Source organism: Chryseobacterium sp. SSA4.19 (assembly GCF_022601875.1).
Classification (GTDB): Bacteria; Bacteroidota; Bacteroidia; order Flavobacteriales; family Weeksellaceae; genus Chryseobacterium.
On record NZ_JAKVIP010000034.1, the window covers coordinates 1 to 12,331 of the forward strand.

Sequence of the window (12,331 nt, forward strand, 5' to 3'; positions counted from 1 at the left end):
TAGTCTTTTAAATTGCAATCCAAAATTGCTAATTTTCTCGGAACTTTTTTTTATAAATAAGTTTAAACAACTTCATTTATTTATTTTCTGATTAAAATTTAAACTATGGGTTTAAACTCTATTAGTTATATAAGGTTCCTGCATTTACAATAGGTGTGGCTGCTTTTTCCCCGCAGAGTACTACCATTAAATTACTCACCATGGCTGCTTTTCTTTCATCATCTAATTCCACGATATTCTCTTCAGAGAGCTTTTTTAAGGCTAAGTCCACCATTCCTACCGCTCCCTCCACAATTTTGGTTCTTGCTGCAACGATGGCTGTTGCCTGCTGCCTCTGAAGCATTGCTCCGGCAATTTCAGACGCATAAGCCAAATGTGAAATCCTTGCTTCCTGGATAATGATGCCTGCTTTTGAAAGCCGGTCGGTAAGTTCCTGCTCCAGAATCGAATTGATCTTGTCACCCCCTTCTCGTAAAGTAATCGGAGCATGGTCGTCTTCTAAATTGTCGTAAGGAAAGCTCATTGCCAAATGACGTACAGCAGCTTCGCTCTGCATTTTAACAAAATCCCCATACCTTTCAACATCGAAGGCCGCTTTGTAGGTGTCTCCTACTTTCCAGACTATTACAACGGCAATCTCGATCGGATTTCCCATTTTATCATTTACTTTCAAAGTCTGTCCCTGTAGGTTTTCGGAACGAAGGGATATTTTCTGTGATGAATATAACGGATTGATAAAAAATAATCCATTGTCTTTTACAGTACCTACATACTTTCCGAAGAAATTCAGTACTCTCGAATGGTTGGGCTGAATAATCATTAAGCCTTTAATAAAAAAGAAAAATATAACAAAACAGACTATTGCCAGAATGACATTGGTGAGATTTTCACTACTTGTTCCTGTTATAAATAAATAAGCAGAAGCAATAAATAAGGCTAAAGAGATTACCAAAGCAAGGTAACCGGACATCGGTTTTAAAACTTTTTCCATAGGTATAATTTTTTTGATATTATTTTGATATCATAAAGATATAATTAAGTTTTGAATGATACGTGATAAGTTTTGAATTTTTTATGGTCACCTAAAAAGCATGTAAGCTTTGATGCATAGTCATTCAATTATCAATTACTTATTTATAAAGTTAACCCTTGTATCCATCAACAAAAATCCCTGAAATCAATATTTCAGGGATTTTTTGAACTTATGTTTTTGAATTTATTTTTTATTTAAAATTCTGAACTTAAAATAAGAAGCTGTTGCTAACGCCAGCATAGCAGCAAGGCCGATGTATACCCAGGCAGGAACCGGAACCGGATCTCCTGCAGCGTACGAGTGAAGTCCGCTCAGATAATAGTTAACACCAAAATAGGTCATCACCATGGAACAGAAAGCAAACATTGTAGCGACATGGAAGGCCCATTTACTTCTTAATCCAGGAACCAATCTCATGTGTAAAACAAAAGCATATACCATAATCGAAATGAAGGCCCATGTTTCTTTTGGGTCCCAGCTCCAGTATCTTCCCCAGGATTCATTGGCCCATATTCCACCCAAAAAGTTTCCTACCGTTAAGGCAAACAGTCCGATGGTCAGAGACATTTCAGAAACAATAACCAATTCCTTTAATGTGGTATCGTGATGGATTTTATAATTTTCTTTGCTGGAGATAATATAGAACACCATACTGATTACTGCAATGATCATCGACAATGCAAAGAAGCCGTAACTTGAAGTAATGATCGCCACGTGGACAATCAGCCAGTATGATTTTAATACAGGAACCAAAGGAGTAATCTGCGGATCGAGCGCTGAACCTCCGTGTGCAAATCCCATCATAATAACTGCCACCATAAATCCAGCTGCAGGAATCAGGGCATTGGAATTTCTATACAGAGCTAATCCGGCACTAATACCAACCCACGAAATAAAGATAATGGCTTCATAGCCGTTACTCCATGGTGCGTGCCCCGAAATATACCAACGGGCAATAAGTCCCAGAAAATGAAAAACATATCCTACAGCTCCAATAACAATAATTACTTTAATAATTTTATTTAAGAGTCTTCGAGGTTTGAATAATTCAACGAAACCTAAGATCAAGAGTAGCCCTCCAACAATGGTGTAGAAGATTAAAAGTTTAAAATTAAGATTCACTTCATTCATGAATACTTCCAGATCCACTTTTGATTTTGAAGGTACAACTGCTTTACCCCATTTTTGCTGATATTCTGAAAGTTTTGCCAATTCTGCATCTGCCTTGCTCCAGCTACCCGATTGTTGCGCCTGTAAAACCTCTGCGAAGTAGGGTCCCATTACTTTTTGGGATTCCACATCCGGTTCCATTTTCTGGTCCAGCCATGAATGCCATGTATGGTTTGCATCATTTTTCACCGGAACAATTCTCATAAATTGTCCGCTGAAAAATTCATTGAAAATCTGAACCCTTTCATTGACAGAGATTACCTCTTTGTCATAATTGGTCTGTTCGGACGGCTTTTTTCTGAAAGCGGTATTGTAATCGTGTTCAAGAATATACGATAAGTTTCCATTGGCATCTGCCGGGAAAAGGTTCATTAATGAAGTATACCCATCATCATCTGCCTTTGTTTTATTTTTCAATTCATCACCGCCTTTTGTACCCACTTTGATGATCGGAACCATCGTCCAGCTCGGAGTGTCTGTATTGACTGAAAGGAACCATTGGTTGGCTGTCAGTGATTTTCCGTCCGTCCCTTTAAATTCGTCTTTTTTGTATAATTTTCTTAAAACATCAAGGGCTTCCGTATTGATCGGGACAATTCTTCCTTCGTAATTCTGAACCAGAAGATATCCGAATTTATCCGCATGTTCCTTACTGATTTTATTTCTCGCAATAATTTCATCAGCAGAGATCATTTTCATTTTGCTCAGCGGCGCAGCCAGTGAATTCTGTTTCGCCTGCTGCTGAACCTTCGCTTCAGGTGCCGGAGCATGGTTATGGGTTTCTCCTTCCGTATGGACATGTTCCCTGCTTCCGTCTGTTGTTCCGTGCGTTTCAATCTTCTGGGCATTCAGGCTTAAGCTTGAAAACAGCAGAATGATCATTGTTGCTCTTTTCTTATTAACGTCCTTCAGCATTTTATTCAGTTTCCAGAAATGAGTTCCTTTCCAGAAGAAAACAAAGAAAAGTCCTCCGAATAACAAGGTATATCCGATATAGGAAATCAGAGTTCCCCAGAAATCATGATTAACGGAAAGTACCGTACCCATTCTGTCCGGATCAAAACTGGACTGGAAAAAACGGTATCCTTTATGATTTAAAACGTGGTTCATATAGATTTTAAAAGGGGTCTGCTTGCCTTCGTCGATAATTTTGATATAGCTTTCATAAGCACTCGGTGATGAACTTCCCGGATAGGTTTCCATAACAAAATCATCCAGCTTCAGTGCAAACGGGGTATTGTATATTTTAGGGCCGAAACCGATCATGATATTCAGTCCGTCCATTGCAATCTGCTTATAGGCATTCGGGTTCCCTTTTTCAACAGATAAATCAACTAGCTGCTTTGTTTTCGGACCCTGGATTTCAACCGTCAGCATATCAGGAACATTCTGATCTTTCTTCCTGTCACCTTCAAAAGCCATCAGCTTTCCTTTCTTCAATCCTTCAGGAACAACGAGTTTAAGTTCGTTGATGCTGTATAAGCTTCTTAACACCAATGGCTGGAATTCATCTTTTACCGTATTTCCTGTAGCCTGGGTAGCCATCGTCATATAAGATGCATCCACCGGAGTTTTAATCATTAGCTTCCCGCCATCATTTCTAAATTCGACAGCTCCATCAATCGCTCTGTTGAATGTAACTAACGTTCCGTTGATGGATTTTGTTTCTCCGGGTTTGATGTAGATGTTTTGTCTTCCTGTATTCCCTGTAGAAACCAGGTGAAGATATTCTGCACCATTCGGATCAGAAATCAAACTGTCTTTTTTACGTTGCACATATTCCTTAGCGACAACTTTTACATGCTTGCCGCGGAAATCGTATGTCGCCTGCAAATCTTTATGTAACGGAGACATCAGATACGGGATATCCTGGTAGTCCAAAGCATCCCCTTTTTCTTCGATTTTGATCTTAAGGAAGTTTTTGTCAGTAACAATCTCGTTTGATGTTTCCCCTTCCCTAATGTGCATCGTACCTTCAAAACTGATGTAGCGGGTAACTGCACCGCCTATGAAAATTAGTACAAATGCAAGGTGAAATACGAGAACCGGCCATTTTTCTCTTTTCCACAGCCTGTATCTTCCGATATTTCCGATGAAATTCAGAATAAGCAGGAACATGATCAGTTCAAACCATTTTGCTTCGTAAATTAATGCTTTTGCCGTTGGAGTTCCGTAGTCATTTTCTAGGAACGTTGCATATGCCATTGCAAATGCGAACACCAATAACAACACAGCCATTGTTCTGGTCGAGATAAGAATATCCTGGAGCTTCTTCATGATATATATACTTGATTGGCAAAAATAAGGATGATAAACTACAAAGCCGTTAAAAAAAGATGTTTTTTATCATTTTAAAGGGTGGAGATGTTATTTTTAAACGTTCTTGATAATACTGGTTCATGTTGATAATAATGTAATGTATCATCCTTTATATAGAGGAAATTTTATAATGCCTAGCTTTATTTATCAGAATTATATTCATTTCTTTCAGGGATAATTATTTAAATGTAAAATACAACAATGCATTGTAATAATCGCTGTCAATAGAATATCCCACTTCCAATTTTCATCTTATTTTAAAACAAAAAAGATTCCTTTAGTATAGAAAAAACATTAAATTTGTCCAGATTGATATTATGGACAAGAATATACCAAAAAAACAGCAGGAATCGCCTGAAAAAGGCAAATTTTTATCTAAACCCAGAGTATTTTTCGGGCTTACATTTATCCTTTTTTCTGTAGTGCTTACCCTTTCATTTGTTTCTTACTTAATGAATTGGCAGGCAGATCAGAGCCAGGCGGGTACCATGCTTGATAAAAGCATAAAATCCTCGAATCTTTTCGGCAAACTCGGAGACTGGCTTGGGAATATTTTTATTTTTGAAAGTATCGGTGTTGCTTCATTTATCATCGCTTTTTTATTCCTTGTATTCGGGACATTGATTCTGAAAAAGAAAATGTTCAAGCCCTGGAAAACCGTAGGACATTCCTTATTTTTCATCTGCTGGCTTCCGATCCTGTTCGGAGCCATTACCAAAGGTCAGGGAGTTTTGAGCGGCGTGTATGGCTATCAGATTATGGATTCGCTAAATGCTATCATAGGAAGCGTAGGACTCTGGATGGTTCTTGCGGCAAGTATTTCCCTGTATTTTATTCTGGAATTCAACCTTCGCCCGAGTTCTATTAAATCCAGGCTGAATGATATTAATGAAAATACCATCGGAAGAGTAAAATCGATGATACCAAGTTCCAGTGAAAATTTTGAAGCGGATGAAGAACTCATTGAAGAGGCTGGTGTTGCTGAAGAGGATTTGTCAAGAATTACGGTTACGGAAACTGTAAAACCTAAAAAAGATATACCTGATCCTGTTTCGGTTCCGAAAGGATTTCCTGAAGTTCCGGTTTCAACCGATGTCGAAACCATTATAACTCCGAACCAGACTTCATTTGAAGAGGAAAAAAATGATTTTTCACAACCTTTAAATATCAATCTTAATCTCGGTTCAAAACCTGCAGTTCCGATGTCAAGTCCTGAGGAAGCTTTTGACATGAGTGCTTCCATCGCTCCGGTATCACCACCGCAGGAACAGATTAAATTCAACGTAGAAGTCGCTCAGGTAGTAGATATTTTGGATGATTCCGACAGGAAATCCAAAGAGCTGGTTGAAAAGCACGGCCTGTATGATCATAAGCTTGATCTTGCCAATTTCCAGATGCCGACTGTGGATCTTTTACAGGATTATGGCAACGAAGAAATTTCCATCAATAAAGATGAATTAGAAGAAAATAAAAATAAGATCGTAGGGCTGCTGAAAAACTTTAACGTAGGAATTGCTGAAATTAAAGCGACGATCGGGCCAACGGTAACTTTATATGAAATTGTTCCGGAAGCTGGGATCCGGGTATCCGCCATAAAGAAACTTCAGGATGATATTGCCCTGAATCTTTCGGCTTTAGGGATCAGGATTATTGCACCGATGCCGGGGAAGGGAACCATAGGAATAGAAGTGCCGAGAAAAAATCCGACCATGGTTTCTATGCGTTCCGTTGTTGCCTCTCATAAATTTCAAAATACGGACATGGATCTTCCGGTGGTTTTCGGAAAAACGATTTCCAATGAAATTTTCATGGCTGACCTTTCAAAAATGCCTCACTTGTTGATGGCAGGAGCCACAGGTCAGGGTAAATCAGTAGGAATTAATGCCATTCTTACCTCTCTGCTGTATAAGAAACATCCGAGCGAACTTAAATTCGTAATGGTAGATCCTAAGAAAGTGGAACTTTCCTTATACTCAAAGATTGAAAGACATTATCTTGCGAAGTTACCTGATTCGGATGATGCCATCATTACAGATACCAATAAGGTAATCAATACATTGAATTCTCTCTGTATTGAGATGGATATGAGATATGATCTGCTGAAAAATGCATTCTGTAAAAACTTAAAGGAATATAATAAAAAGTTTATCGAGAGAAAACTGAATCCTGAAAACGGACACCGTTATTTACCTTATATTGTTTTGGTAGTCGATGAGTTTGCCGATTTGATTATGACTGCCGGAAAAGAAGTCGAGTTGCCGATTGCGAGACTTGCACAGCTTGCCAGAGCGGTTGGAATCCACCTTATCGTTGCTACCCAAAGACCTTCTGTCAATGTTATTACCGGGATGATTAAGGCTAATTTTCCTGCAAGGGCGGCATTCAGGGTAATTTCAAGTGTGGATTCCAGAACGATCCTGGATTCTCCGGGTGCCGATCAGCTGATCGGTAAAGGAGATATGCTGTATTTTAACGGAAATGAAATTTTAAGGCTTCAGTGTGCTTTTGTCGATACTCCGGAAGTAGAAAGATTAGCCGAGTTTATCGGGGAACAAAAAGGATACTCTTCAGCATTTATTCTTCCTGAGTATGTATCGGAAGATAGCACAAGCGCTGTAGGAGCCTTTGATCCTAATGAAAAGGATGCTTTATTTGAAGAAGCTGCCAGAATCATCGTATCCACACAGCAGGGTTCCACCTCGATGCTTCAGAGACAGCTGAAATTAGGGTATAACAGAGCCGGAAGAATAATGGATCAGCTGGAAGCCATCGGAATTGTAGGCGGGTTCAACGGGGCAAAAGCAAGGGAGGTTCTGATCAGCGACCTTCATTCTTTGGAACAGTTTTTGGAAGACATGCGCAGTTAAAGGAAACACCGTTCGTTTAACCTTTATGATGTAAGAAAGTCTAAGATTAAAGAATTAAATAAAATGAAGAATATTATTTCAAAGATTGTTGTAAGCAGTTTGGTTGTTGGAGCAGTAGGATTTACCAATGCCCAGAAAATTGATACAAAAGCAAAAAAAATACTGGACGATATTACAGCGAACTACAATTCTAAAAAGAATACGTATTTCAAATTCTCTTTCGGAACGGGAACCAACGGGCAGGTATCGAAAACTGAACCGGGAATTTATTATGCGTCTGGAGATAAGTATAAGCTAAAGATCATGGAAATTGAACAGATTTTTGATGGCAACAAAATTTATAACATCAATACTGAAGATACAGAAGTTACCGTAGCCAAGCCTAACGGAAGCAGCTCCATGTTCTCCCCTATTAATTATCTTTCTACTTACCGTAAAGATTATAATGTTACCTATAATGGTAAAAAGAATATAGACGGGGTAAATACCGATTTTATCAAACTTACTCCGGTAAAATCAAACGGAATCAAGTATGTGTATCTTTTTGTAGATTCAGCAAAAAAACAGATGGTAAAGCTTGAGCAGCACGGAAATAATAATGATGTTGCGGTGATTGCGATCAAAGATTATAAAGAAAACCAGAATTTGGATTCCGGAATGTTCGTATTTGATAAGAATAAATATAAGAACTATCTAGTTACGGAACTGTAGATCCAAAATTAGTCACGCTAAAGAGGCAAATGATTATGCATATACTGGCATTTAACGATTTTGACCGGTCTGTAGATTATTTAATCATAAAATTTTTATAAAAATAAAGAGCTGCAAAGGAAACTTTGTGGCTTTTTGATTAATTTTGGCGAATGTTTAAAATATTAGACCGGTATATTATAAAAACTTTCTTCGGCCCGTTTATCTTTATATTCAGTGTACTGTTTTTCATATTTATTGTTAATATTGTATGGGTTCAGTTAGGCCAGTTCATGGGGAAAGGATTAAGCTCATGGCAGATTCTTAAACTTCTGTTTTATCTTGGGGTCAGTGTGATCAGTATGGTATTACCGCTTACCATTTTGCTGGCCAGTATCATGGCATTTGGGGAATTTGGGGAACGATATGAGCTTGCCGCTATGAAAGCAGCCGGAATTTCTCTGACCCGCGTCATGTTTCCCTTATTAGGAGTAACAGCCATTATGGCAATCATGCTTTATTTTTTCTCTAATAATATCATTCCGGATTTTCAGCGAAAAGCTAAAAATATGCTTTTCAATATTGCGCAGACAAAACCGGCACTTAATTTTACCCCCGGACAGTTTATTGACCAGATTCCAGGATACATGGTGAAATTTGATAAAATTACCGGTGAGAATGGCGAAAATATTGAAGGCGTTTTTATTCATAAAAAAGCAACTTCGTATGACAATCAGCGGTCTATTGTTGCGGAAAAAGGAAGATTTGTTCCGGCCGTCAACAAAAACTATCTTAAGCTTGTTCTTTATAACGGCTACGTATATGAAGATAATTTTGCAGGGAAAAATGAAAATGTCCGCTTGAAACAGCCGGACCAATCTATTAAATTTGATTCTTTAGTTTCGCATTTTGATGTAAGTGATATCATTAATAAAGCCATTGAAGAAGAAAAAATTACGGACGATTACCGTTTTCAGACTTTCAATCAATTGAATGCAACCATTGATAAAACAAAAAAGGACAATGATAAATTCTTTACCAATGTTAATAATGATGTCCTGAACCAGACTAATTCCGTAATCAGCTATATGGATACCAAACAGAACAGGGCGAAGGCTAAGCCAAAACAGCTTCTGAAACTGGACACCTTAAAAACCGATAAAAAGCTGGAAGTAATCAAAAATGCATATAACAGGTTGGATAATCTGAAAAGCACTTTGGATGCTAAGAACAGCGAGATTGACCCGGGAATAAAGTATTACAGCAAGGTGGTTATTTACCAGCAGAGAATCATTACCTATTCATTTACCTGTATCATTTTTTTCCTTATCGGTGCAAGTTTGGGATCGATTATCAGGAAAGGAGGAATGGGGCTTCCGGTAATCATCGCCATTGTTATTTTTATTATTTTCTATATTATCAACGTAGGTACCGAAAATATGGCATGGTCAGGAAAACTGAATCCTTATTTAGCTGCCTGGGTCCCGAATATGGTGCTCTTCCCTTTCGGAGTTTGGATGACGTATAAAGCACTGACAGATTCTCAGCTATTTGATGCTGAAAAATACAAAGCCTTTTTTAAACCGGTTATGAAACTGTTTGTTAAAAATAAAGAGCATGAACGATATCAATAATATGTACATATAATTGAAGCCCGGAAATTTCCGGGCTTTTTTATTGCATGTTTTTTGTTGAGTTAAAATAACCTTATCCATTTATATTATGAAAAAAACACTTCTTATTTTAAGCGTCATCTTTATGATTTCTTGTAAAAAAGAATCCGGCACAGGCACTCAAAAACATAAAACTGTAAAAGACAGTGTCTCCGTTAAAAAAAGCTCTCCTACTGTACAGAATGATTCCATACAATCTGTGGAAGATATTAAAAAAGAATATGCTGCTGTAAGCAGTCTGCTGTTATCGAAAAAATTAGATTCCACCAATTTTACCTACTATTGCAATGAAAAAGAAGGTGAAGTGGTTATCTACAAAAAGGATGGTCAAATCAAGATGATCAAAGACTTTTATTCTGAACACAGCCATTTTTCTTCATCCACCCAATATTTTATAAGAAACAATCAGGTATTTTTTATTTTCCAGGATGAAACATCATGGAATTTTGATGGGGGAACTCCCGAAAAACCCGAAACCAAGGATGATATTTTGGAAAAGAGAATGTATATTGTAAATGATAAAGCAGTGCAATGCCTTGAAAAAAAATATTCTGTGCGGTCTAAAGGAAATAATCCGGATCCCAATAAAATAAACAGCAGGGAAACAAAATGTGATATTTCAGAACTGATGAAAAATTATCAGTTGATTCTAAAAAATAAAGATAAAAAAGGCGAACTCAAATGCCTGTAAAAAAAACAGCGGCTTCTGCAAAGAAGCCGCTGTTTATATTATTTCAAAACTGAACATTATACTTTCATAATTTCAGCCTCTTTTACTTTAAGATGATCCTCGCAAATTTTCACATATTTGTCTGTCAAAGCCTGGATATCTGCTTCCACTCCTTTGATAAGATCTTCAGAAACCCCTTCCAACTTTTTTAGCTCTTTAATACCGCTCTGTCTTGCGTTTCTTACCACAATTTTTGTATCTTCAGTTTCTCCTTTGGCCTGCTTTGCCAGTTCTCTTCTGCGTTCTTCTGTTAAAGGCGGAACATTTAGAATAATATTGATCCCGTTGTTAGAAGGTGCAAAACCTAAATTAGAATTAACGATGGCTTTTTCAATATCATTGATCGCTTTAGAATCCCAAGGCTGAATAGAAATTGTCATGGCATCCGGAACTGATACATTGGCCACCTGATTGATGGGAGTCATTGATCCGTAATATTCTACCATGACATCCTGAACCATGTTGGTAGACGCACGTCCCGCCCTGATTCTCTGAAATGCATGATCCAGGTGTTTTACAGCTGCTTCCATGTCATGTTGTACGGATTCTACTATAAGATCTAATTCTTCCATTATATAATAAAAATTTGATAGATTACACATATTTAATAGTCTCTGACAATCAGTGATTTTAAAAGGAAACCTTAAAGTTCCCGATCTGTTTTTCAATGTTTGTCACTATTTTTTCGGAGTCAAATATAGTAAAATAAAGAAAACAGTAAAAGAAAAAATTAAACGGTAATGTAATAAAAAAAGCCCCGGTTGAGGCTTTAATCTAATCGTTAGGTAAACAATAGCACCTGCCCTCGATAATAACCTGATGGTAATCAACAGCACATTCAAGGCATATTTCTGTTCCGGCCATAATCGTTTTCAACTGATCTTTTTTTAATTTTTTCATAATGATATAGTTTGGTTTGAATTTATTTATTGTAACAGATTTATTAATGCATAAGATGTATTCATCACTTTAAACATTCTTAGTTATTATGCATGCTTACACAAATATAAAAATAGCTCAATTAATTTAATTAATTGAGCTATTGTATTTTTAATTTGAAAGTCTCTGAAATAAGAAAATAAAAAGTTAAGCTAATAACTATCTTAACTACAAATCAACTAAAGTACCGATATTTTCTCCGTCGATAATTTTTTCTAAATTACCAACTTTGTTCATATCAAAAACGATGATCGGTAATTTGTTTTCGTGGCTTAACGTAAAGGCCGTCATGTCCATTACTTTAAGATTTTTCGCATATACTTCGTCGAAAGACAGGGAATTGTATTTAACAGCATCCGGATTTTTTTCAGGGTCACTGTCATAGATCCCATCTACTCTGGTTCCTTTTAAAATAACATCGGCATCAATCTCGATAGCTCTTAAGGTGGCCGCTGTATCTGTTGTGAAATAAGGATTTCCTGTTCCGGCTCCGAAGATCACCACTCTTCCTTTTTCAAGATGTCTTACCGCTCTTCTTTTGATGAAAGGTTCCGCAACCTTATCCATCTCAATGGCAGATTGGAGCCTCGTTTTGATACCTGCATCTTCCAGAGCACCCTGAAGGGCCATTCCGTTGATTACGGTAGCCAGCATTCCCATATAATCTCCCTGTACCCTGTCCATTCCTTTGGCTGCACCGGCAACACCACGGAAAATATTTCCTCCTCCAATAACAATAGCGACCTCGCAGCCTTTATCCACTGCATTTTTGATCTCAACTGCATATTCCTGCAGTCTTTCGTTGTCAATACCGTATTGTCTGTTTCCCATTAAGGCTTCACCACTAAGTTTGAGAAGGATTCTTTTATATTTCATGTTTAATTTTAATAACTTTTTAGCTATGTCTGTT

At 37.4% G+C, this 12,331-nt stretch carries 8 protein-coding genes; 4 read left to right on the forward strand and 4 right to left on the reverse strand.

What is annotated here, in order from left to right; all coding sequences use genetic code 11:
- Window positions 1-121 precede the first annotated feature (121 nt).
- Both MKJ01_RS17245 and ccsA read right to left on the reverse strand, forming a co-directional pair.
- Window positions 122-991 carry an SPFH domain-containing protein gene (locus MKJ01_RS17245; RefSeq protein WP_241615486.1) on the reverse strand — a complete coding sequence of 290 codons (870 nt, stop codon included), beginning with the start codon at window positions 989-991 and terminating at the stop codon, window positions 122-124.
- 225 nt (window positions 992-1,216) lie between these two features.
- Complete coding sequence (gene ccsA / locus MKJ01_RS17250) at window positions 1,217-4,480, reverse strand: cytochrome c biogenesis protein (protein ID WP_241615485.1); 3,264 nt, start codon at window positions 4,478-4,480, stop codon at window positions 1,217-1,219.
- A gap of 359 nt (window positions 4,481-4,839) precedes the next feature.
- On the opposite strand from ccsA, the gene MKJ01_RS17255 reads away from it, so the two are divergent.
- The 4 genes from MKJ01_RS17255 to MKJ01_RS17270 all read left to right on the forward strand — a co-directional run bounded on the left by MKJ01_RS17255 (window position 4,840) and on the right by MKJ01_RS17270 (window position 10,443).
- Window positions 4,840-7,389, forward strand: a complete 2,550-nt coding sequence (locus tag MKJ01_RS17255; protein ID WP_241615484.1) for a DNA translocase FtsK — start codon at window positions 4,840-4,842, stop codon at window positions 7,387-7,389.
- A 63-nt stretch (window positions 7,390-7,452) separates the two neighbouring features.
- Complete coding sequence (locus tag MKJ01_RS17260) at window positions 7,453-8,100, forward strand: outer membrane lipoprotein carrier protein LolA (protein ID WP_241615482.1); 648 nt, start codon at window positions 7,453-7,455, stop codon at window positions 8,098-8,100.
- 152 nt (window positions 8,101-8,252) lie between these two features.
- Window positions 8,253-9,713, forward strand: coding sequence for an LptF/LptG family permease (locus MKJ01_RS17265; RefSeq protein WP_241615480.1), 1,461 nt, complete (start codon window positions 8,253-8,255; stop codon window positions 9,711-9,713).
- An 88-nt stretch (window positions 9,714-9,801) separates the two neighbouring features.
- Complete coding sequence (locus tag MKJ01_RS17270) at window positions 9,802-10,443, forward strand: hypothetical protein (protein WP_241615479.1); 642 nt, start codon at window positions 9,802-9,804, stop codon at window positions 10,441-10,443.
- A 56-nt stretch (window positions 10,444-10,499) separates the two neighbouring features.
- Here MKJ01_RS17270 and frr read toward each other — a convergent pair whose 3' ends face one another.
- Together frr and pyrH are read right to left on the reverse strand one after the other, a co-directional pair.
- Complete coding sequence (gene frr / locus MKJ01_RS17275; RefSeq protein ID WP_241615478.1) at window positions 10,500-11,054, reverse strand: ribosome recycling factor; 555 nt, start codon at window positions 11,052-11,054, stop codon at window positions 10,500-10,502.
- A gap of 535 nt (window positions 11,055-11,589) precedes the next feature.
- A complete protein-coding gene (gene pyrH / locus MKJ01_RS17280) occupies window positions 11,590-12,297 on the reverse strand; it encodes a UMP kinase (protein ID WP_241615477.1) in 708 nt (235 codons plus the stop codon).
- Between the last annotated feature and the right edge of the window lie 34 nt (window positions 12,298-12,331).

Excerpts from the sequence above, each read along its gene's own strand:
- MKJ01_RS17245 (WP_241615486.1), bottom strand. The coding sequence starts at position 991 with ATGGAAAAAGTTTTAAAACCGATGTCCGGTTACCTTGCTTTGGTAATC.
- ccsA (WP_241615485.1), bottom strand. The coding sequence starts at position 4,480 with ATGAAGAAGCTCCAGGATATTCTTATCTCGACCAGAACAATGGCTGTG.
- MKJ01_RS17255 (WP_241615484.1), top strand. The coding sequence starts at position 4,840 with ATGGACAAGAATATACCAAAAAAACAGCAGGAATCGCCTGAAAAAGGC.
- MKJ01_RS17260 (WP_241615482.1), top strand. The coding sequence starts at position 7,453 with ATGAAGAATATTATTTCAAAGATTGTTGTAAGCAGTTTGGTTGTTGGA.
- MKJ01_RS17265 (WP_241615480.1), top strand. The coding sequence starts at position 8,253 with ATGTTTAAAATATTAGACCGGTATATTATAAAAACTTTCTTCGGCCCG.
- MKJ01_RS17270 (WP_241615479.1), top strand. The coding sequence starts at position 9,802 with ATGAAAAAAACACTTCTTATTTTAAGCGTCATCTTTATGATTTCTTGT.
- frr (WP_241615478.1), bottom strand. The coding sequence starts at position 11,054 with ATGGAAGAATTAGATCTTATAGTAGAATCCGTACAACATGACATGGAA.
- pyrH (WP_241615477.1), bottom strand. The coding sequence starts at position 12,297 with ATGAAATATAAAAGAATCCTTCTCAAACTTAGTGGTGAAGCCTTAATG.